Source organism: Acinetobacter sp. ABJ-A23_2, assembly GCF_044538765.1.
Lineage (GTDB): Bacteria > Pseudomonadota > Gammaproteobacteria > Pseudomonadales > Moraxellaceae > Acinetobacter > Acinetobacter nosocomialis_A.
Map to the genome: position 1 here is coordinate 1 of NZ_JBIUCP010000047.1, position 20,471 is coordinate 20,471.

Sequence of the window (20,471 nt, forward strand, 5' to 3'; positions counted from 1 at the left end):
CCAACTTCTCATCAAATTCATCACTTAAAGTAACCAACTTAATTCCAAGTAACTGTTTTTCAACAAGTTTCTATCTGCATCACCGCCGATGGATGTGCATTATAGACCATTAAGATCCAGTTGCAAGTCCTTTCTCAAACTTTACTATTCAACCGGTCAATTTTTAGGCTTTTCGGTGTAAATTAGATGAGATATTAAACTTTTTTTAGTTAATCAACTTCATGTAGAATAGATTATTCGTGCAATTGATTTGGCATTAACTCACCATGTGGCACTCCGCTAAGAAAGTATTATTCTGCATACTTGTAGTGTTTGCTACGAGCGGGCCTGCGTATGCCAATTCAAAACATAACTTCTATGTGCTGACTTTATCTATTTTAAGTTATAGCAAATGGGAGAATGTAAGCACCCCTACTCTTTGTGTAATTGATAATGCTTCAATTACATCTACTTTTCAGTCTTATATCCAGCAATTATCTTATAACTATCGTGTACAGACAGTTAATGCTAAAGATTTTCCAAAGGCTCATTGCCAAGCTGTTTATTTCTCTACAACTTCCCCTCAACAACAACAAAATTTAATTCAGAATTATCCATATCGTTCTTTGCTTTCTTTAAGTATTAATAATCCAGAATGTGAAGTTGGTAGTATCTTTTGTTTATATGACCAAAATAATTACACCACTTTTAAAGTTAACTTAGATGCATTAAGCCATTCCAAGGTCCATATTGATCCAAGGGTATTACTCTTGGCTAAGAATGCGGAGTAATGGCTATGATATCTAAGTTGTATCAGTCAACTTCTCTACACGCACTTTTTAGAAAATCTCAATTTACTATTTTTGCTATTACTTTTTTTATTTGCTCTTTTACCTTTGTATCAATTTCCGTTTTTACTATGGAAACTTATGCAAAACAGAATTTGCAGTTACTCAGCCATACACTTCTAGAGCGTATTCAGCCTGCTGTAGTATTTAACGATAAAATTACGATAGAACAGATCTTAAATGAATATACGAATGATCACTCTATTCGAGCGATTCATATTTATGATTCTGAACATCATTTAATTGCGCAAAGTTTTAAGTTATCGAGTCAAACTTCTGTTTTAGAAGGATGGTTTGATCATTGGTTTTTAAATGAGCCTGTACATTTAACGATTTATCATCACCAACAGAATGTAGGTGAGTTAACGCTTTTTGGTAGCTCTGAAAAAATATTGCAATTTTTAAAGATGATTATGGTCGGTCTTGCATTTGCGATGTTATTTATCGTTTGTGCTTTGCTGTGGTCAGTGAATTTGACTTATCGTCAAATTATGCAAGCGATTCATCCACTCACAAATATTGCCCAGATCGTAAGTGAACAAAAAGCTTATAATCTTCGTTTTCCGTATAACCGGATTAAAGAGTTTCAAGATTTAAATACCGTGTTTAATGAGTTACTTGAAGAAATTCAGATTTGGGATAATCAGCTACAAAAGGAAAATCGTAAATTATCGTTTCAAGCTCATCATGACCAACTCACCCTTTTGCCAAATAGACATTATTTTTATCAAATATTGTTAGATATGTTTGAAGATAAGGATTTTGACAACAAGTCAGCCCTATTATTCATAGATAACAATAATTTCAAATCCATTAATGATCAGTTCGGTCATTTAGCTGGTGATGAAGTCTTAAAAGAGATGGCGAAAAGATTACAAACACGTTTAAGACATCAAGATTTCATTGCGCGTCTAGGTGGCGATGAATTTGCGGTCATTTTGCATTCCATTACGCATGCTGATCATTTAATATCTATTGCTGAAAATTTACTCGAAAGCTGTAAAGAACCTTTGCATCTAAATGATCAAACGATTTATTTCAGTTTTAGTGTAGGGATTGCTTTATCCCAATTTGCGTCTAGTCCAGAAGATTTCATTATGCAAGCAGATCAAGCGATGTATAAGGCTAAGACTTCTGAGCAACATTGGTTTATTTATAAACCAGAGAATTAAATTTAGGCTAATCTATGAATACAAGATCTTTAAAACTCTCCTTTATTGCATTGCTGTGCATTGCTCTTGCAGGCTGCTTGAGTTTTGGTCCTTTGAAATACCGTCAAGTAAAAATGCTAAAAAAAGAGGGGTTTGTTCTGACTAATGAAGGCTGGACTCTAGGTTTACCAGAACGCTTATTATTTGATTTTAATGATGCAACATTGAAACAAAGTCATGAAGCAGAGCTAGTACGCTTAGCAAATCAATTGAATAAATATGATTTGAATAAATTAAAAATTGTTGGTCATACTGATGATGTAGGTAATCCTGAATACAACCAGAAGTTATCTGAAGAACGCGCGCAAAGTGTTGCTGACCTCTTCTTGACTCGTGGATTTAAAAAGGAAAATATTTACGTTATTGGGCGTGGTTCAACTCAACCATATGTACCAAACACAACTAATGAAAATCGAGCAATCAACCGTCGTGTTGCAATCGTCATTATTCCTTAATTTTCTAATTATAAAAAAGCCAATCTTTATGATTGGCTTTTTTTATTTTATACAAGTTCAATAATATCAATGGTCGGTGGTACACGGAATCTTAGGGGGATACCAACCATACCGGTTCCAACAGTAACAAATACGTCTGCATGTTCATGTGAATAAAAGCCTCTTTTATGGCCTAAAATTGATACTTTTTTCATAATATAGTTGGTCACCCAAGGAAGCTCGACCTGCCCCCCATGAGTATGCCCTGATAACATTAAAGGGCGATTAGGTAATTTGGGAACCATATCTACAGTATCGGGGTTATGGGACAGAATTAACCACGGTTTATCTTGAGGTAAGTCTGGCATTGAACGCATATCGGTTTTGCCAGCCCATAGATCACCAATACCAATTAAACGGAACTCATCAAACTCAACAATTCTCCCTTCAATGTCCATCACTTCATTGTAGTGGAGTGCATCTTTTAATAGTTGTTGGATAGGAGGCCCAGGATATTGCTCATCGTGGTTTCCAGGAACCGAATAGACTGGAGCTTGAATATCTTTGAGTACAGCCAATTCTTGAACTAACTTATCTTCCGGTTCATAAGTCCAGTCTCCTGCCACAACCACCAAGTCTGGCTGTTGTTCATTGAGTTTTTTTACAATGATTTTAAGTTGGCGTTCGTGACCAGAAAATAAACCTATATGTAAATCAGCAATTAAAGCAACTTTTACAGGCTTATTAAAACGGCGATCTGGATTCAAACGATATTGATGGACATCAACACGTACCATATGCGGTTCTATAAAACGTGCATAAATGAGAATACCGCTTAATAAGAAGATAAAAATGGTTTGATGAATTGAGTAATACCCCATCCAACCTGCATATAAATTAAAGAACCAAAGTGGAATAAGAAGATAAGATAGATAAAAAGCAAGTAAGTGAACAAAAGCTTTAAATGGATGAATCGTTTCAGTGCGCGATTGATGAACCCAAGCTTCAACAATCCCCCATAAGGCAAGTATTGAAAAAATAAAGTAAAAACAAAAAATGATTGAATTTGGGTTCCACATTACGACTCTCGACTTATTTTATATTGATTGCTAGTAATCAAATTCAATATTTATCTTTCAATATGCACGAATTATACTCTAGCTCACCTTATCGCATGTATTGATTATGGCACAATCCTTTCATTCCAAACAGCTTCAAACTCATCAACAGGCTAAAGGCTTTTTGATCAAAGCTTCCCTAATTGTCTGTTCAAGTTTTGCTGTGACTTTGACAGGTTGTAGCACCTTACCCAAACATCGTGTTGAACCCGTTCAATACGCGCGTGATATTGATACCTCTCAAACTTCGCTTGCGAAAATTATTACACCATTACGTGAGCAAAACCCCAATTTAACGGGTTATCACGTTTTAAATGACCCGTTGGAAGCTTTGGCAGCTCGTTTGCGACTGATTGATAAGGCCGAGAAGACTTTAGATTTACAGTACTATATTTGGGATAATGACAAAATTGGCGCATTGGCCTTGCATGCCATTATTCGTGCTGCCGATCGTGGCGTTAAAGTGCGTTTATTAATTGACGATAATAATGCTAAAAAGATGGAAGGGGTTTTACTTGCTCTTTCTCAGCACAAAAACATTGAAGTTAAATTATTTAACCCTTACCGTTTTCGCCAATACCGTGCGATGGATATGATTTTAGATTTAAAGCGTATCAATCGTCGTATGCATAATAAGAGTTTTATTGCTGACAATCAGGTTGCGCTGATTGGCGGGCGTAATATGACCAATCAGTATTATAACGTTAGTGATAGTTATCAATTTTCTGACGTTGATGTCATGTTAGTTGGTGCGGCTGTTGATGACATCGTAAATTCTTTTGATGATTACTGGAATCACGAATATGCTTATTCGGTGCAGAGTATTGTCAGTGCTCAATATCACCGTTTACGTTATGAAAGTCTAAAAGAACAACTCGATGCTCACTATCAACAAGCCACTGTTCAAAACTTCCTTGATTTAACTTCTAGATCACATGCTTTTGATAAATGGTTAGACCATAACATTCAATTTGACTGGGTTAAGGCGGAGGTTGTGAAAGACTCTCCAGATAAAATTAAGTCAAAAGCAAAAAAAGAAGAGCATTTAAATTTCCAATTGATTAATCATTTGGAAAAGCCAGAAAGTAATGTTGATTTGATTTCTGCGTATTTTATTCCTGAAAAGCAAGGCGCTAAAATTTTAAGCTCACTTGCCAAAGAAGGTGTAGAAGTACGAGTTTTAACAAATTCATTTAAAGCCAATGACGTTGCGGTGGTTCATGCATTTTATGGTCGATACCGAAAAGAACTTTTGAAAAACGGTGTACAACTTTATGAGTTTTTACCGACTCCAGATAAACGTAATCTAAATAAAAATACGGATGAGTTAGCAACTAAAGCAAAAGTAAACATGAAAGGTTTAAGCCGCTCAAGTTTGCACACCAAGCTCATGGCTTTAGATGAACAGGTTTTTATTGGATCATTCAACTTTGACCCACGTTCAGCCTATTTAAATACTGAAATTGGTGTAATTTTAGATAGTCCAGCGCTAGCTAAAACAATTCACCATACGATGGATGAAAATTTAAATAAGTATGCTTATAAGTTAAAACTTGACTCGAATAATAATATTTATTGGCAACAAGAAACGTCAAACGGCCCTGTAATTTATAAAAAAGAACCAGAAATGAAATGGTGGCAAAAGGCAGGCATGAAGTTTCTTTCATGGCTACCTCTTGAAGGGTTTATGTAATTAACTTTTTGGCTTAAGTACTTTTTGATGTAATTGAGCCAAACCTTCTACCATTTTTTGTTGAACTTCTTGAGTTAGACTTTTCACATCATGCCCTTCTACCGAGATAGGAGGCAATGTTAATAAATGAGCGGTTACTTTCGGCATTTCTAGCACACGCTGAATATGCTCAACAAACGACATCTCACCAATAAATGGTGCAACGGTATCTAATTCACCATGACGGTTTACATAACAGATTAAACATACCTGTACTGGACGCTTTGCTTCAATAGCAGCTCCAAGTAAACGGCCATGAACTTTCTTAACAGAATGACCATCTGTAGTAGTCGCTTCAGGGAAGAATAAAACTGGAATATTTTGTTTTAAAAATTCGGTAATTTGCTCTCGAATTTTAATAGAGTCACCAGACCCACGCTTAATAAATAAGGTACCACCGCCTTTTGCTAAGTTACCAAGAATAGGCCAATTTTCTATTTCTGCTTTAGCCAAAAAGAAAACACGTGCGCCTGAACCTAAAACTGCAATATCAAGCCAAGAAATATGATTACTCACCCATAAAGCTGGTTCTCTAGGGATAGTGCCATGCACTTGAACATCGAGGTTAAAGACTTTGCATAAACGGCGACAAAAATATTGGACGTATCGTGTATTAACAGGATTATTTGGATCCTTATAGAGCCCATGACGATAAACTAAATAAAAACCTTCACTGATTGCCGCAGTTGCTGAAGTAACTTTCTTTCCGTACAAGCCTATTTTAGAAAATTTCTTTAACGTTGAATTTAATATACTTTGCGTTTGAGCCATAAAATTTCACTAACGATCAATCATTGTTATACCTATCTCGAGCCATTCTATACGTTTCGCAATTAACTTGCATCGCTATGCGATAGAAGCAAATAAAAAATAAAATGCATGTAGATAATCTAAAGGATAAGAGTAAACCCTTTCCCCTTTTACTCAAGTTTCCTCTAGAATAAAGTTTTACCCTTTTCAGGATTTATAGCCACGTGGAATTTGTTGATCGGCATCAAGGCGGTGAGCGCACAATATTGGTGAGTGTGTCTGTACAATTATTAGATGATCTGGATGCCGAAGAGTTTGCTCTACTTGCACAGTCTGCTGGTGCGGATATTCTTGAGCACGTTAAAGTACAACGTAATAAGCCAAATCCTAAATTTTTTATTGGTTCAGGTAAAGTCGATGAAATAGCCGAGAAAGTTCAAGAATTAGAGGCTGGGCTGGTTATTTTTGATCATGCATTATCACCCGCTCAAGAACGAAATTTAGAAAGAATATTAAAATGCCGAGTCATTGACCGTACTGGTTTAATTTTGGATATTTTTGCCCTACGTGCCCGCACCCATGAAGGTAAATTACAAGTCGAACTTGCTCAGCTTAAACATTTATCAACTCGCCTGATTCGTGGTTGGTCTGCTGACTTTGAACAACAAAAAGGTGGTATTGGCTTACGTGGTCCTGGTGAAACACAACTCGAAACAGACCGTCGTCTCATTCGTGTACGTATTACTCAGTTAAAAGACAAGTTAGAGAAAGTCCATCAAACTCGTATACAAGGACGAGCAGCAAGACAAAAAGCTTCAATCCCCACCGTATCTTTAGTTGGTTATACCAACGCGGGTAAATCTACTTTATTTAATATTTTAGCGAAAAGTGATGTGTATGCAGCCGATCAGCTGTTTGCAACACTCGATCCAACCTTACGTCGTTTAGAATGGGATGGTATTGGTACTGTAGTGCTCGCAGACACCGTAGGGTTCGTACGAAACCTACAACATGACTTAGTTGAGTCATTTAAAGCAACTTTAGAAGAAACGCTTGAAGCCACACTACTCTTACATGTGATTGATAGCAGTAGCCATGACATGCTTGATCAGATTGAAGCTGTTGAAGGGGTATTGAAGGAAATTGGAGCCGATGCCCCTGTTCTTCGGGTTTACAACAAAATCGATTTAAGTGGTGAAGAGGCTAAAATTATTTATTCAGAGCCTCATGTTCCTGATCGCGTTTATGTATCTGCACATTCAGGTTTAGGTTTAGATTTGCTACGTCAAGCAGTACAAGAATGTTTAATGGGCCAACTTCAACAATTCTCATTAATACTAAAACCTGCTTATGGCAAATTGCGTACCCAGCTTTATGCCTTAAATGTTATCGAATCTGAACATTATGATGATGAAGGGCTATTACATATTGATATACGAATTGCGCCACATAAGCTTGAGCAGTTAATTCGTCAAGCCAAATTACCTATCGACGAGATATTAGGTGAACGAGCGAGTCAGTTTAAACGACCACTGGAAGAGTTTGAAATCAAGAACTAGATCAGTTAAAACTTGATAAGTAAACTTTTAGAGATAAAAATATGGATAAGATCAAAAGTATAGATTGGGCAGCATGGGTAGGAACTTTTCTACTTATTATCGGTTTTCGTGAAGGCTCAGTCGTCGTTATGCGTGCTTTTGGTCATCCAGAATTAGGAAATCTGGTGGGTTTAATTAGTTTGCTCATCATTTTACTCATTTGGCGTAAATTTAAGAAAATCCCATTAAGACTCGTCGACACCAACAATAAAATTATGAAAGAAAGTGGTTTTGCTTTTTTACCCATTTGTGCAGGCTCGTTAATTATGCTGGTGCATATGGGTAAAGAAATTCCTTTATTTCTCTTTGTACTAGTGGTGAGCACCCTTATACCGCTGTGGGTCTATGCAAAAATGGCAAAACATTGGTTATAAGGAGAATAAAATGTTTATGATTTTATATGGATTTTTGATCACTCTAGTTGGCTATCTTTGTGCAAAACCTTTAAACCGCCGTTTCCCTCAAGTCCCTCTCTTAGTTTTCGGTATGTTCATTGTGATTGGTTTATTATCAATCTTGAAAGTTCCTTATGAAGAATACCGACTTTATGTAAATGATTTATTCAGCCATCTACTGGGTTATGTCACAGTTGCTTTAGCGATACCGTTGGCTGCAATGCGATATGACGATCTACCTCTTAAATCGGTGATTGGAATTTTGTTTTTTGCAAGTATTAGCGCCGTTGCTTTACCCATGGGACTCGCTTATTTATTGCATATGTCTGAGCCTACTATTCTGGCTTTTGCTACACGCGCTGTAACTACACCTATTGCTTTAAACATCGCAACTTTATTACATGCCCCTGAAACATTAGTCACATTAATTGTGATTTTATCAGGAGTTATTGGTGCAGCATTTTCACCATTTTTACTTAAGCATATTCATGATGAAAGAGCATCAGGTTTAGCTCTAGGTTTAGCAGCACATGCTATTGGAACAGCTCAAGCTTGGCAACGTGGCCCTGTTGCAGGTCGTTATGCCGCTTTTGGTATGGCTTTAAATGGTGTATTTACCGCCATATGGCTACCGACTTTCATGTTATCTGTAGGAATTTCCTGATCAAAAAGTAGTTCAAATAAACATTGAACCAGTGATCAATTAGAAATAAGATGATCTTTTCAAATCTAAAAGGATTTTTGATTATGGGGAAATTTTTTGTTGGAGCGTTGCTCTTATTGGGGATAAATTCAGCTACTTTTGCAGCTGATATTACTGGTATGTGGCAAACGATTGACGATAAAACTGGTACGCCTAAGGCTCATGTAGAAATACGAAAAGAGGCAAATGGTACTTATTCAGGAAAAGTTGTAAAAATTACACCGCGTCCGGGTTATACACCAAAAGAAATTTGTGATAACTGCCCAGCGCCTTATACCAATAAGCATATTGTAGGTTTAGATATCGCGACTGGTTTAAAACAAGTGGATAGTACAACCTACACTGGTGGGAAAATTCTAGACCCAAATACTGGCAAAGTTTACGGATTAAAAGCCAAACTCAGTGCAAATGGTAACCGTCTACACATGCGTGGTTATCTTGGAGTTTCAGCTTTAGGCCGCAATCAAATTTGGATTCGCCTAGAATAAATCTTAAAAAAAAGCCGCTTATGCGGCTTTTTTTATTACATGACAGGATTAACTACTGAAAAACTTTGCTGGTCTTCAAGACGATAAGCAATTAAGTTTTTACCCCATACACAGCCACCATCTACGTTCTGAATATGTTCACTGATTGTTCTTCCTTCTAGAGCAGCCCAATGACCAAAGAATACTTGATGTGTTTGTGCAGCTTTACTTGGAAATTCAAACCAAGGTAAATAACCTTCTGGCATAGGTGCATCTAAAGTATCTTTAAAACTAAATTCCAAAGTACCTTCTGCATTAGTTAAACGCATGCGAGTTAAATAATTGGTAATACAGCGTAGGCGGTCATTACCAGTTAAGTCATCTGTCCAAAGATCTGGTTTTGAACCATACATTTCAGCTAAAAAAGCATCTAATACAGACAGATCATCATGTGCTAATACAGCTTCAACTTCTTTAGCTAAAGCAGCCGTTTTTTCTGCATTCCAAATGCAAGGTATACCAGCATGTGTCAGCACGGTTTGTTCATTTGGAAATAAACATAAGGGCTGTTTACGTAACCAGTCGATGAGTTCATCGCCATCTACAGCGTCAATAACGTCCTGCGTGCGATCTTTTTCTTTAATTTCTTTAAGACCACGCGCACAAGCAACCAGAGTTAAATCATGATTACCTAATACTGTAGCAGCAGCCCCTCGATCGGCTAGTTTTTTTATAAAACGAAGTGCACCTACAGAGTTTTCTCCACGTGCAACTAAATCACCAGCAAACCAAATAAAATCTTGATCAGGATCAAAACGTATTTCTTTTAAGAGCGCTTTGAGGGCTTCAAAACAACCTTGAACATCACCAATGATATAGTTATAACGCTTGGTCATTTATGCCACCATTTGATCTGCTAAAGCTACAAACTCGGCAAGCGTCAAAGTTTCTGGACGAGCCATTGGGTCGACTCCTGCTTTCTCGAAACCGTCATCTGCCAACATACCTTTAAGGCTGTTTCTTAGCGTTTTACGACGTTGCGTAAATACGTGTGCAACCAAACGAGCTAAAGCTTTTTCATCTTTCGCAACAATCGGTTTTTGTTCATAAGGAACCAAACGAAATACAGCACTCGTCACTTTTGGTGGTGGATTAAATGCACCTGCAGGAACTTCAAATAAAAATGTAGGCTGGCAATAATATTGAATCATTACCGATAAACGACCATATTCTTTTGTATTTGGTTCGGCAGTAATACGTTCTACCACTTCTTTTTGCAACATGAAGTGCATATCTTTGACTTGGCTACCAAATTCCAAGAGATGAAAAAGTAGTGGTGTAGAAATGTTATAAGGCAAATTGCCGACAACGCGTAACGGACGACCATCTTTTACAAGTTGGCTAAAATCGTATTTTAATGCATCAGCTTCTACGATAGTTAAACGTTCTGGGTGTGGTACACGCTCTGGTAAGCCTGCTGCTAAGTCACGGTCTAACTCAACTACAGTCAAAGCATCACATTCTCCAATTAAAGGAGAAGTTAAAGCAGCCAAGCCTGGACCAATTTCAACAATATTATCGCCTGTACGCGGATTAACAGAGCGTACAATTTTGGCAATGACTCGCTGATCATGTAAGAAGTTTTGACCAAAACGTTTACGAGCTTTATGCCCTTCATCTTTCGGGTTTAGGGCATTAATTTGATACATAGAACATTTCCAACATGAAAAATTTAACTCGCTGCCAACGATAAAGCTAAATCGACAGCGACATTTAAACTTGAGCTTTTTGCCAAACCTGTCCCAGCTAAAGACAGAGCAGTACCATGATCGACAGAAGTTCGAATAAACGGTAAGCCCAATGTGATATTAATTGCTTCACCAAAACCTTGTGATTTTAGCACAGGTAAGCCTTGATCATGGTACATGGCAAGAACAGCGTCAGCATTTTTAAGGTGTTCAGGAGTAAATAAAGTATCTGCCGGCATACTTAAACTGATTTTAACGCCTTGAGCCCGGTAAGTTTCAAGTACAGGATTAATAGTATCAATCTCTTCACGACCCAAGTAACCATCTTCACCCGCATGCGGATTTAATCCACACACTAATACTCTCGGATCGATAATTTTAAACTTGGTTTTTAGGTCATGAAGTAAGATGTCTATCACTTGATGCAAGCGTTGTTTAGTAATTGCATCGGCTACATCTCTTAAAGGTAAATGTGTAGTCGCTAAAGCAACCCGCAAGGTTTTAGTTGCGAGCATCATAACAACACGTTCTACACCTGCGAACTCTTGGTAATATTCAGTATGACCACTAAACAGAATACCTGCATCATTAATGACCGATTTTTGCACGGGCGCAGTGGCTACCCCTACACTTTTACCAGACATTGCATAATCAGCTGAACGACGTAGTTGTTCTAATACATAAGCTGCATTAGCTGGGTTTAGTTGACCATCGATGACTTCTGTTTTTAATGCTACGTGCTCTATATAAAGCTCGCCTTGCAAACATGATTCAGTTTGCCCTTTATACTCTAAAAACTTGATATCCAAGCCAAGCTTTTGAGCACGTTGTTGCAATAAATTTCGGTCAGCCAAAACAACGACCGGACGCTCATCAACGCGTTCCGCCAGACTTAAACAAATATCTGGACCAATACCGGCAGGCTCACCGGAAGTGATATATAAAGGCAGCACAATCACCCCCGACACATAACAAGAATTGGTTTCATTTTAACATATCTGTCATTCATCAGTTTATGGATTAAATTATCTAACTTAAACTGGATTTTTCTTGTGACTTTGAACAAACTCGTTTAGAATGCTGGCTCCTTTTGTTTGGACAGATTCCATAGTCCAAACCAACTATAATAGGTAGTGGTTTAATGAAAACTCTCAGCGCTAAGCCAGCTGAAGTTCAACATGACTGGTATGTTGTTGATGCTTCTGGCAAAACTTTAGGTCGCCTTGCGACTGAAATCGCTCGTCGTTTACGCGGTAAGCATAAAACTTCTTATACTCCTCACGTTGACACTGGCGATTACATCGTTGTGATTAATGCTGAACAAATTCAAGTGACTGGTAATAAATCACTTGATAAGAAATATTATCGCCATACTGGTTTCCCTGGTGGTATCCGTGAGACTAACTTCGAGAAGTTAATTGCTCACAAACCTGAAGCTGTTCTTGAAAAAGCAGTTAAAGGCATGTTACCAAAAGGTCCTCTTGGTTATGCAATGATCAAAAAAATGAAAGTGTACGCTGGTACTGAGCATCCGCATGCTGCTCAACAGCCACAAGTTTTGGACATCTAAGGGATACAGCACATGGCTACTAATTATGGTACAGGTCGCCGTAAGACCGCAACTGCACGTGTTTTCTTGTCAGCTGGTACAGGTAAACTCGTTATTAACAACCGTACTTTAGAGCAATATTTCGGTCGTGAAACTGCTCGTATGGTTGTTCGTCAACCTTTAGAACTTTTAGAAGTTACTGAAAAGTTTGACCTTTACATCACTGTTAAAGGTGGTGGTATCGGTGGTCAAGCTGGCGCGATCCGTCACGGTATTACTCGTGCGCTTATCGCTGCTGACGAAACTTTAAAACCTGTTCTACGTCAAGCTGGTTTCGTTACTCGTGATGCTCGTGAAGTTGAACGTAAGAAACTTGGTTTACGTAAAGCTCGTAAACGTCCTCAATTCTCTAAACGTTAATTCGTTTACCGAATCGGACAAAAGCCTTGGTTATTCCAAGGCTTTTTTATTGCTTATTCATTTTAAGCATGAGTGAAACAGATAAATATATGAAACTCTATCTTTGCCACCGTGATTTCCACTCGTATTTTTAGTATTCTAACCGATTCACACAACCATACCTTGTGATATGTCGGTCGAAAACACTTCAATTCAGGGAATTACCCTTTACAGCCATGCTGATGATTTCCGTTCTCACTGGATCCGTTTTTTATTGGCAGAAAAGCAAATTAAATATCAATTGATCGTAACCGATCATGAAGATGAGGATTTAGCGAGCCTAAACCCTTATAACCAATTGCCAATGCTACTTGAGCAAAACCTGAAATTATTTTCAGCACCGATTATTGCTGAATATCTTGATGACCGATATCGTCAAGGCAAGCTTTACGCTGATGCTCCTATGGCACGTGCTGAACAACGGCAATACATTTGGCGTCTTGAAAATGATTGGTTTAAGTTGGCCGATCATATGCTCAAACATGCAGATACTTTAAATGTAGAACAAAAACAAAAAGCGCAAAAAGAATTACGTGATACCTTAATTTCTCTTACCCCTCTATTTCAGCATTTCCCTTATTTTATGTCTGAAAATTTTTCAATTTTGGATTGTATGCTCGCCCCAATTTTTGTAAGGCTTAATAGCATGGGAATTGATTTACCAAAGCAGCAGTGCCGGCCTATATTTTTGTACTGTAAACGTATCTTTAGCCGTCCTTCTTTTGTTAAATCAATGACGCCCCAAGAGAAAACCCGTTACAATGAACAATTAAATATGGAATAGTGTGATATGTCTGAGCAAACTATTGAGTTAACCCCTACACGTCCTTATCTTGCTCGTGCAATCTATGAATGGATTTGCGACAACCAACTCACACCTTATTTACTTGTTGATGCAACACAGCCACACACTGATGTACCACAACAATTTGTCAAAGATGGCCAAATTGTTTTAAACATTGTGCCGCATGCTGTACATCAACTACTTATTAGCAATGATGCAATCACTTTCTCAGCACGTTTTGGTGGCGTTTCAAAAGATATTTACGTCCCAATCCAAGCTGTTTTGGGTATATATGCACGTGAGAATGGACAAGGTTTATTCTTTGACCCAGAAGAATATGCCAATGTAGCGACTGTAGAAGATACACTAGAACCTGAAACACAAGAAACAACTGAACCAACCAAGAAAAAGCCAACATTAAGAATTTTAGATTAATTTTAGAGGAATAAAGTATGGCATTTGATTTAGTCCAATACTTTGCTGAGCAAATAAAAATTCAAAAGCCTCAGCTTTTAAATCAATACCCAGCCCATGAAAAAAATAAGCTGATTGATGAAGTGAATGTGCTCACACTTGGAAAGTTAATCAGCTTATGGCGTCAAGATGACAATAAAATTTATAATGAAATCAAAACTGCCGATCCATTATATATTCAAGAAGTAGCACGCCATTTAACGACTTCTAAGCACAATGAGTCGATTTTAAAGAATGCTGAACTTGAACAGAGTATTTCAGAAATTTTGGCCTTACAGCTAACTGAGCTTAATCAACTTGATGAAACTGGTGGCTTCGGACAAAATGGCTTAAAAGAATTAATTTTAGGACAAGTGGAACATCTATCAGGTCAGGCTGATGATTGGGTTTGGTCAACAAACCATCTAACAGAGTTAATTGGTTCTAAACCTGTTGAACAAGAAGAGCTATCATTGGACGCAACAATGAAGGAGTTCAATCAAATGGTTCATCAAGCTCAACCTCATCATGAAGATTTACATGCTGAAGAACAATCTATCGAAACTTTTATTCCTGCATGGTCGAAAGTTATCGCACCTCTTGTAGCTTTAGCAATTTTGGGCTACCTCTATTGTTTTTATACGCATCTTGTTTAATTTAATTATAAATATTTAAAAAGAGGAACTATGAGTTCCTCTTTTTTCTATTTAAATAAACATAATTTATTAACAAATATTGTTTTAACATTCTATTACAATTATTAAATCTAAAAATGAAAAATATATAATGCAAACATGAGCACAATATTAAAAGTATAATGCATAAATAATCTTATAATATTTTTTGTAATATGACATTTTTGGTCACTTATTTCCTTAAACATCAATTTCAATATTCTTTTCCTTGATTGACTTCAAATTGATCAGAAATATAATGATTTTTAACTACTTTTAAATAAAAAGTAGTAATTATAACTTTATAATCCTGAGAGATAAAAAAATGGCTAAACTTTCTTTAGATAGCTTAACGGAAATTGATGGTTTTATTGCATCTGCACTTGTTGACTCTGAAAGTGGATTATCACTTGCTACACAAGGCGGTGGGGAAATTGATTTAGAACTAGCAGCAGCTGGAAACACGGAAGTCATTCGAGCAAAGCGAAATATTGCTAATGCTTTGAAATTAAATGACAATATTGAGGATATTTTAATTACACTAGGTAAGGCTTACCACTTAATTCGTCCTTTAGAAAGTAATAACAATTTATTCCTTTACTTAGTACTTGATCGCACCAAATCGAATTTGGCCATGGCTCGCCATGAGTTGAAATCATTTGAAAAAGAGCTCGACTTTAGCTAATTGATTTACTTTGTGCTCTTTATATTAATTATGAAGAGCACATAAACAATCATTATATTAATTAATAAAAATTTAAAATGATACTATGGATAGTTATTGCATAAATATTGCAGTTTCCGGTTTAAGCTTAAAAGTTTCAGATGAATTAAAAATCTTAATCCGTGATTTAATATCTAATCAATATGGTATTAACTGGGTTAATATTTCTAGTAATCATATTGATTTATTAATCATTAATGAGAACTTTTTCGATGCAGATAATATTCAAAACATTCTTCAAAAGAAAAAATTTCCTTATTTAAAAATCACCAAAATACCTTCAGAAAATGGAAATTCTATTGATGAGCATACCTTACACTTCCCTTTAGAAAAAACAGAATCGCTGCGCTCTTGGCTACAAAAAAACGTATTATCTTCTTTAAAGTATGCGGCTATAGGTTCTGGCTCAGCTTTATCAAATGAAATATCTATTATAGATGAACAATTTATAAGAAATTTGCATAGCCCAGAAAATACCAAATTACATTTATTTGATGATAAAGGCACCTTAGCCATTATTGATAATAGAACTCAAACTGCTTGGGTAGAGCCTTCCCGTCAAAAAGCACATACCAATATGAGCTTTAACTTTGCTTTTGCTAAAACATCGGACTTCACTAAGGTTTCTCGTAAAAAAGGTTATTGCTTACAAGATTGGTTATGGAATTTAATTTGGTGTTCAACAGACTTTGAAAATTTAGCTTCAGCTGATGGTTACTTCAAAATCGATCATTGGCCCCAACCTTATCAAAAAGAATATAGAAAAATTAGCTTGCAGCTCTCTGCGTGTTTTATACAGGGAGCAAAAATCACTGAAGTTGCTAAACAACTCAACCAACCAATCGACGTTATTTTACGTTTTATCACAGCTTGCTTAATGGCAAATAACGGTAAATACGTTCCTGCAAATAAGTGTTCATATGCTCCACAATCGCATTTAGAAAGCTCAAATACTGAAAGTCATTTTTTTAAGAATTTTATAGGAAAGATTAGACGCCGCTTTGGTCTTTAGGGAACGTTATGATTATACAGCAATATAAAATTGTCTTTGCAGGCAGTATGGGGGCTGGAAAGACAGAAGCAATTAAGTCGCTATCTGAAATTCCAATTTTGGGAACAGAAGCATTTAATACAGATGTACAAAGTCATCAAAAATCACAAACAACCGTTGGGATCGATTACGGCGAAATTACCTTAGATGATGGTGTTAAAATTGGCTTATATGGAACACCTGGACAAAGCCGTTTTGATTTTATTTGGTCAGTCATTTGTGAAGGTGCAATAGGTATTATTCTTCTGTTAGATCATAACAGCCCTAGTCCAATTTCTGAATTAGAAAACTACTTAGAAACCTTTAAAAATTATAATAATAATATTGCAATTGGTATTACACATATTGATGAAAATAAAGAATCTTCACTTCAACAGTATCGTAATTGGTTAACAGAAAATGAACTTCAATATCCATTATTTTTTATTGATGCAAGAGAACAAGAGCACATTTTAATGATGGTTGAATCATTAATTGCATCACTTGAAGTTAAGGTAGGCGCAACATCTCAAGGGAAAGATCATGCTTAGTATTCCAGTTCAAAAACGAACCGCTCCAACACAATTGCTACAACTTGCAAAAAGTGAAGCCCAAAAAATTCTGATGAATACACGTGGTGTAGACTTTGTGATGATTTGTTCTTCAGATGGGTTTGAATTGGCAACAGTAAGCCACAAGAACTACCATAACACCACTAAATTAGCAGCGGTAAGTAGCTCGATTTTGGCAATGGTCACTGCATTTTTAAAAGAAATTCAACTGACCGGCTGCAATAACATCACCTTAGATGCAGATAATGGTAAGGCCATTTTGACGGCTATTCCAGCGATCCATCACCCGATGGTGATGGTTACCCTAAGTAATAGAGATGTACTTTTAGGGCAACTGCTTTATAGTCTAAAAAAAGCAAGCCAAGTGATTGCAGAGGCAGATGGAGAATAATCCACACTACTATTAAAAAAATACCGCCCTATTTAGAGCGGTATTTTTCACTTAAGTTTGAATAGTAAAAAGCATTTGTCGTTTTTTTACTTGTTGCCCCTGTTGCCCTAACACATCTTCAACTACACCATCTACGTCAGATTTAATCTGCTGTTGGATTTTCATGGCTTCAAGAATCAATAATGTTTGGCCTTTCAACACTTGATCGCCTTTATTGACCAAGATATTCACTACAGCGCCATCCATCGGCGCACGAATATTGCCATCACCAGCCACATCAGCTATTTCAGGGGCGGCATAAGTTACGTTGCGAATTGCAACATTGCCATTCTCTCGATCCAAGTAAAGCTGATCACCATCTAATATATATTGCACACGGCGGCGTACGCCATCAATTAAATAAACTAATTGCTCTGGTGTTCTCTCAAGCACTTCAATACAAACTGTTTGATCACAAAGCTGTGCCGTAAACGTGTTATTTACAGATGAAAGCTGTAATTGGATACTCTGATCATCATATTTAATTTTTAATGGTAATGGCACTCCAAGCCCAGTTTGCCACACCGCAGTCACTTTACTTTGGCTAAATAATGCAGCAGCAATCGCCAATGTTTCTAAAGACAGAACCTGCTTATATAGACTGCCGTCATCTTGAAAATGCTGCTGAATAAATGCTGTATTGGTATCACCAGCCACAACAACGGGATGGCGTAATAAATTGACCAAGAACTGCTTATTACTGTTTACACCCAGCAAAACACAATCATCTACGGCACGAGCAAGTAAGCGAATCGCATCCTCACGGGTTTTCCCATATGCAATCACCTTTGCTACCATCGGGTCATAGAAAGGGCTAACTTCATTAGTTGCCAACATGCCATGATCGATACGCACATTTGGCAAAGTTGCAGGCTTCCAGCGTAAAACTTTTCCTGTTTGTGGTAAGAAATCCTGACGTGGGTCTTCGGCATACAAACGCACTTCAATAGCATGTCCATGTAAGGTCAATTCCTGTTGCTTTAACGGTAACCGCTCACCATTCGCCACTCGTAACTGCCATTCAACTAAATCTAGCCCCGTAATAAGCTCGGTCACCGGATGCTCTACCTGCAAACGGGTATTCATTTCTAAGAAATAAAATGTACCTGATGCATCAAGTAAGAACTCAACAGTTCCCGCACCTACGTAAGCACATGCTTTAGCCGCTGCTACAGCTGCTTCACCCATTTGCTGACGTAGTTCAGGAGTCATCACTGGACACGGCGCCTCTTCAACGACCTTTTGGTGACGACGTTGGATCGAACAATCACGCTCAAATAAATACACATAATTGCCGTGAGTATCACCAAAAACCTGAATTTCGACATGGCGCGGAGCAATGACTGCTTTTTCTAAAATGAGTTCGCCAGAACCAAATGCATTTTCAGCTTCGGAACGTGCGGTTTGCAATGCCTCAACCAATTCGGATGCTTGCTGTACCAAACGCATGCCACGGCCACCACCACCAGCAGAAGCTTTGACCATAATTGGAAAGCCAATCTGTTCTGCTTGTGCTGCTAAATATTCAAGGTCTTGACGATCACCTTCGTAACCTGGCACACAAGGAACACCTGCTTCAATCATGGCAATTTTTGAAAGTCGCTTACTGCCCATTAACTCAATTGCAGAAGCTGTTGGCCCAATAAATGTAATCTGGTTGTCGATACAGGCCTGAGCAAAATCAGTATTTTCAGACAAAAAGCCATAACCGGGGTGAACTGCATCAGCACCTGTTTTTTTGCATGCATCTATTATCTTGGTAATTGACAGATATGACTCAGATACTTTTGAACCACCAATATAAACAGCTTCATCAGCCTCTTGCACATGGCGAGCGTTACGGTCAGCATCAGAATAAACTGCGACAGTTTGATAACCCATTGCCTTAGCAGTTTGCATGACTCGAACTGCAATTTCACCACGATTGGCAACCAGTACTTTTGAAAATTTCATTATTTTTATCCTTATCTCTTATGATTCATCGGCCCAATTCGGCAACCGTTTCTGGATAAAAGCCATCGTACCTTCTTGTCCTTCGGCACCACCAACCGCTTGAGCAAACTGCTGAGCTGCATCATTGAGTAAATTACTCAAAGGCTCATTAAACGCTCGATGTAACAGTGCTTTAGTCACACGCGAAGCTTGAGGAGCTGCTCGTTTAATTTGTTGAATCGTTTCCTCTAGAGCTTGCTCTAGTTCGATTTCATTATGTGCAATTTGATGAACCACTCCGGCACTTAGGGCTGTATGGCCCTCAAAACGCATGCCGAGCAAAGCTAATCGACGAGCCTGAGTCAGGCCAATACGTTTCACTACAAAAGGAGCAATTTGTGCAGGAATCACACCAAGCCCTGTTTCAGGTAAACCAAACTGGGCATTGTCACGGCTAATGGCAACATCGGAAACACATGCCAGCCCAAAACCTCCACCTAACACCGCACCTTCTAAAATGACCACAACAGTCTGTGGTGCGGCTTCGACTTGCTCAAGCATAGCACCAAAACGGCGGTTAAAATCAGCATAAGGTTGTAAGCTACCAACATGAGTTGCTTCAACGCGTAAAGCAGCCATGTCTTTAATATCCCCACCTGCACAAAAAGTCCCACCTTCACCACGGATAATTACTGAGCGAATTGAAAGGTCATCGCGAATAGCATTAAAGACTTGTTGAATGGCATTGACCATCTTCAAGTTCATAGCATTACGGCTCTCTGGTCGATTTAACCAGAGATATAAAATACTGCCGTCTTGTTCTAATTGAATGCTGTCATCAAGATCTAAAGCTTGCAGAGAAGCTGAAAGTGTCATGGTGT

General features: G+C 37.7%; 24 protein-coding genes. 17 read left to right on the forward strand and 7 right to left on the reverse strand.

The window, feature by feature from the left end:
• Positions 1-266: 266 nt before the first annotated feature.
• Genes ACH63V_RS14755 through ACH63V_RS14765 form a run of 3 tightly spaced genes read left to right on the forward strand, consistent with a single transcriptional unit; the run spans position 267 to position 2,493 of the window.
• Positions 267-770, forward strand: a complete 504-nt coding sequence (locus ACH63V_RS14755) for a YfiR family protein (RefSeq protein WP_343570469.1) — start codon at positions 267-269, stop codon at positions 768-770.
• A gap of 5 nt (positions 771-775) precedes the next feature.
• Complete coding sequence (locus ACH63V_RS14760) at positions 776-1,999, forward strand: diguanylate cyclase domain-containing protein (protein ID WP_343570468.1); 1,224 nt, start codon at positions 776-778, stop codon at positions 1,997-1,999.
• Between the two features lie 14 nt (positions 2,000-2,013).
• On the forward strand, positions 2,014-2,493 hold the full coding sequence (locus tag ACH63V_RS14765) for an OmpA family protein (protein WP_263614607.1): 480 nt from the start codon (positions 2,014-2,016) through the stop codon (positions 2,491-2,493).
• Between the two features lie 47 nt (positions 2,494-2,540).
• On the opposite strand, the gene ACH63V_RS14770 is transcribed toward ACH63V_RS14765, so the two are convergent.
• Complete coding sequence (locus ACH63V_RS14770) at positions 2,541-3,551, reverse strand: metallophosphoesterase (protein WP_396463915.1); 1,011 nt, start codon at positions 3,549-3,551, stop codon at positions 2,541-2,543.
• A gap of 106 nt (positions 3,552-3,657) precedes the next feature.
• On the opposite strand from ACH63V_RS14770, the gene ACH63V_RS14775 reads away from it, so the two are divergent.
• Positions 3,658-5,283 (forward strand): phospholipase D family protein, encoded by a 1,626-nt coding sequence (locus tag ACH63V_RS14775; RefSeq protein WP_343570467.1) that lies wholly within the window; start codon positions 3,658-3,660, stop codon positions 5,281-5,283.
• Here the strand turns inward: ACH63V_RS14775 and ACH63V_RS14780 are convergent, their stop codons facing one another.
• Positions 5,284-6,093, reverse strand: a complete 810-nt coding sequence (locus ACH63V_RS14780; protein WP_396463916.1) for a lysophospholipid acyltransferase family protein — start codon at positions 6,091-6,093, stop codon at positions 5,284-5,286.
• Positions 6,094-6,296: 203 nt separating this feature from the next.
• Between ACH63V_RS14780 and hflX the strand changes: the two genes are divergently transcribed.
• From hflX to ACH63V_RS14800, 4 genes are all read left to right on the forward strand, one after another.
• Positions 6,297-7,631 (forward strand): ribosome rescue GTPase HflX, encoded by a 1,335-nt coding sequence (hflX, locus tag ACH63V_RS14785; protein ID WP_396463917.1) that lies wholly within the window; start codon positions 6,297-6,299, stop codon positions 7,629-7,631.
• A gap of 41 nt (positions 7,632-7,672) precedes the next feature.
• The gene (locus ACH63V_RS14790) at positions 7,673-8,044 is read left to right on the forward strand and encodes a hypothetical protein (protein ID WP_002048719.1); all 372 of its coding nucleotides are present in this window, start codon (positions 7,673-7,675) and stop codon (positions 8,042-8,044) included.
• Positions 8,045-8,054: 10 nt separating this feature from the next.
• A complete protein-coding gene (locus ACH63V_RS14795; protein ID WP_086497342.1) occupies positions 8,055-8,729 on the forward strand; it encodes an LrgB family protein in 675 nt (224 codons plus the stop codon).
• 83 nt (positions 8,730-8,812) lie between these two features.
• Complete coding sequence (locus ACH63V_RS14800; protein WP_004704121.1) at positions 8,813-9,256, forward strand: DUF2147 domain-containing protein; 444 nt, start codon at positions 8,813-8,815, stop codon at positions 9,254-9,256.
• A gap of 35 nt (positions 9,257-9,291) precedes the next feature.
• On the opposite strand, the gene ACH63V_RS14805 is transcribed toward ACH63V_RS14800, so the two are convergent.
• Genes ACH63V_RS14805 through pdxA form a run of 3 tightly spaced genes read right to left on the reverse strand, consistent with a single transcriptional unit; the run spans position 9,292 to position 11,951 of the window.
• Positions 9,292-10,131, reverse strand: a complete 840-nt coding sequence (locus ACH63V_RS14805; RefSeq protein WP_396463918.1) for a symmetrical bis(5'-nucleosyl)-tetraphosphatase — start codon at positions 10,129-10,131, stop codon at positions 9,292-9,294.
• The gene (gene rsmA / locus ACH63V_RS14810; RefSeq protein ID WP_263614615.1) at positions 10,132-10,944 is read right to left on the reverse strand and encodes a 16S rRNA (adenine(1518)-N(6)/adenine(1519)-N(6))-dimethyltransferase RsmA; all 813 of its coding nucleotides are present in this window, start codon (positions 10,942-10,944) and stop codon (positions 10,132-10,134) included. It lies immediately after the preceding gene.
• Positions 10,945-10,967: 23 nt separating this feature from the next.
• The gene (gene pdxA / locus ACH63V_RS14815; RefSeq protein WP_396463919.1) at positions 10,968-11,951 is read right to left on the reverse strand and encodes a 4-hydroxythreonine-4-phosphate dehydrogenase PdxA; all 984 of its coding nucleotides are present in this window, start codon (positions 11,949-11,951) and stop codon (positions 10,968-10,970) included.
• Between the two features lie 173 nt (positions 11,952-12,124).
• Between pdxA and rplM the strand changes: the two genes are divergently transcribed.
• The 9 genes from rplM to ACH63V_RS14860 all read left to right on the forward strand — a co-directional run bounded on the left by rplM (position 12,125) and on the right by ACH63V_RS14860 (position 17,619).
• Entirely contained in the window at positions 12,125-12,553 is a 429-nt protein-coding gene (gene rplM, locus ACH63V_RS14820; protein WP_002048731.1) for a 50S ribosomal protein L13, read from the forward strand.
• 12 nt (positions 12,554-12,565) lie between these two features.
• On the forward strand, positions 12,566-12,952 hold the full coding sequence (gene rpsI / locus ACH63V_RS14825; protein WP_002048725.1) for a 30S ribosomal protein S9: 387 nt from the start codon (positions 12,566-12,568) through the stop codon (positions 12,950-12,952).
• Positions 12,953-13,121: 169 nt separating this feature from the next.
• Complete coding sequence (locus ACH63V_RS14830; RefSeq protein WP_263614618.1) at positions 13,122-13,775, forward strand: glutathione S-transferase N-terminal domain-containing protein; 654 nt, start codon at positions 13,122-13,124, stop codon at positions 13,773-13,775.
• 6 nt (positions 13,776-13,781) lie between these two features.
• Entirely contained in the window at positions 13,782-14,210 is a 429-nt protein-coding gene (locus ACH63V_RS14835) for a ClpXP protease specificity-enhancing factor (RefSeq protein ID WP_396463920.1), read from the forward strand.
• A 17-nt stretch (positions 14,211-14,227) separates the two neighbouring features.
• Positions 14,228-14,884, forward strand: coding sequence for a hypothetical protein (locus tag ACH63V_RS14840; RefSeq protein ID WP_134263610.1), 657 nt, complete (start codon positions 14,228-14,230; stop codon positions 14,882-14,884).
• Positions 14,885-15,227: 343 nt separating this feature from the next.
• Positions 15,228-15,587, forward strand: coding sequence for a hypothetical protein (locus tag ACH63V_RS14845; RefSeq protein ID WP_045437845.1), 360 nt, complete (start codon positions 15,228-15,230; stop codon positions 15,585-15,587).
• A gap of 85 nt (positions 15,588-15,672) precedes the next feature.
• Complete coding sequence (locus ACH63V_RS14850) at positions 15,673-16,638, forward strand: hypothetical protein (RefSeq protein WP_396463921.1); 966 nt, start codon at positions 15,673-15,675, stop codon at positions 16,636-16,638.
• A gap of 8 nt (positions 16,639-16,646) precedes the next feature.
• Complete coding sequence (locus ACH63V_RS14855) at positions 16,647-17,207, forward strand: GTP-binding protein (RefSeq protein ID WP_396463922.1); 561 nt, start codon at positions 16,647-16,649, stop codon at positions 17,205-17,207.
• Complete coding sequence (locus ACH63V_RS14860; protein ID WP_019456609.1) at positions 17,200-17,619, forward strand: roadblock/LC7 domain-containing protein; 420 nt, start codon at positions 17,200-17,202, stop codon at positions 17,617-17,619. Before ACH63V_RS14855 ends, ACH63V_RS14860 begins: the two co-directional genes overlap by 8 nt.
• Positions 17,620-17,670: 51 nt before the next feature.
• On the opposite strand, the gene ACH63V_RS14865 is transcribed toward ACH63V_RS14860, so the two are convergent.
• Together ACH63V_RS14865 and ACH63V_RS14870 are read right to left on the reverse strand one after the other, a co-directional pair.
• A complete protein-coding gene (locus ACH63V_RS14865) occupies positions 17,671-19,611 on the reverse strand; it encodes an acetyl/propionyl/methylcrotonyl-CoA carboxylase subunit alpha (protein ID WP_396463923.1) in 1,941 nt (646 codons plus the stop codon).
• 18 nt (positions 19,612-19,629) lie between these two features.
• Positions 19,630-20,466 (reverse strand): enoyl-CoA hydratase/isomerase family protein, encoded by an 837-nt coding sequence (locus ACH63V_RS14870; RefSeq protein ID WP_396463924.1) that lies wholly within the window; start codon positions 20,464-20,466, stop codon positions 19,630-19,632.
• Between the last annotated feature and the right edge of the window lie 5 nt (positions 20,467-20,471).

Coding starts and splice junctions, on each gene's coding strand:
- ACH63V_RS14755 (WP_343570469.1), top strand. CDS start 267: ATGTGGCACTCCGCTAAGAAAGTATTATTCTGCATACTTGTAGTGTTT.
- ACH63V_RS14760 (WP_343570468.1), top strand. CDS start 776: ATGATATCTAAGTTGTATCAGTCAACTTCTCTACACGCACTTTTTAGA.
- ACH63V_RS14765 (WP_263614607.1), top strand. CDS start 2,014: ATGAATACAAGATCTTTAAAACTCTCCTTTATTGCATTGCTGTGCATT.
- ACH63V_RS14770 (WP_396463915.1), bottom strand. CDS start 3,551: ATGTGGAACCCAAATTCAATCATTTTTTGTTTTTACTTTATTTTTTCA.
- ACH63V_RS14775 (WP_343570467.1), top strand. CDS start 3,658: ATGGCACAATCCTTTCATTCCAAACAGCTTCAAACTCATCAACAGGCT.
- ACH63V_RS14780 (WP_396463916.1), bottom strand. CDS start 6,093: ATGGCTCAAACGCAAAGTATATTAAATTCAACGTTAAAGAAATTTTCT.
- ACH63V_RS14790 (WP_002048719.1), top strand. CDS start 7,673: ATGGATAAGATCAAAAGTATAGATTGGGCAGCATGGGTAGGAACTTTT.
- ACH63V_RS14795 (WP_086497342.1), top strand. CDS start 8,055: ATGTTTATGATTTTATATGGATTTTTGATCACTCTAGTTGGCTATCTT.
- ACH63V_RS14800 (WP_004704121.1), top strand. CDS start 8,813: ATGGGGAAATTTTTTGTTGGAGCGTTGCTCTTATTGGGGATAAATTCA.
- ACH63V_RS14805 (WP_396463918.1), bottom strand. CDS start 10,131: ATGACCAAGCGTTATAACTATATCATTGGTGATGTTCAAGGTTGTTTT.
- rsmA (WP_263614615.1), bottom strand. CDS start 10,944: ATGTATCAAATTAATGCCCTAAACCCGAAAGATGAAGGGCATAAAGCT.
- rplM (WP_002048731.1), top strand. CDS start 12,125: ATGAAAACTCTCAGCGCTAAGCCAGCTGAAGTTCAACATGACTGGTAT.
- rpsI (WP_002048725.1), top strand. CDS start 12,566: ATGGCTACTAATTATGGTACAGGTCGCCGTAAGACCGCAACTGCACGT.
- ACH63V_RS14830 (WP_263614618.1), top strand. CDS start 13,122: ATGTCGGTCGAAAACACTTCAATTCAGGGAATTACCCTTTACAGCCAT.
- ACH63V_RS14835 (WP_396463920.1), top strand. CDS start 13,782: ATGTCTGAGCAAACTATTGAGTTAACCCCTACACGTCCTTATCTTGCT.
- ACH63V_RS14840 (WP_134263610.1), top strand. CDS start 14,228: ATGGCATTTGATTTAGTCCAATACTTTGCTGAGCAAATAAAAATTCAA.
- ACH63V_RS14845 (WP_045437845.1), top strand. CDS start 15,228: ATGGCTAAACTTTCTTTAGATAGCTTAACGGAAATTGATGGTTTTATT.
- ACH63V_RS14850 (WP_396463921.1), top strand. CDS start 15,673: ATGGATAGTTATTGCATAAATATTGCAGTTTCCGGTTTAAGCTTAAAA.
- ACH63V_RS14855 (WP_396463922.1), top strand. CDS start 16,647: ATGATTATACAGCAATATAAAATTGTCTTTGCAGGCAGTATGGGGGCT.
- ACH63V_RS14860 (WP_019456609.1), top strand. CDS start 17,200: ATGCTTAGTATTCCAGTTCAAAAACGAACCGCTCCAACACAATTGCTA.
- ACH63V_RS14865 (WP_396463923.1), bottom strand. CDS start 19,611: ATGAAATTTTCAAAAGTACTGGTTGCCAATCGTGGTGAAATTGCAGTT.
- ACH63V_RS14870 (WP_396463924.1), bottom strand. CDS start 20,466: ATGACACTTTCAGCTTCTCTGCAAGCTTTAGATCTTGATGACAGCATT.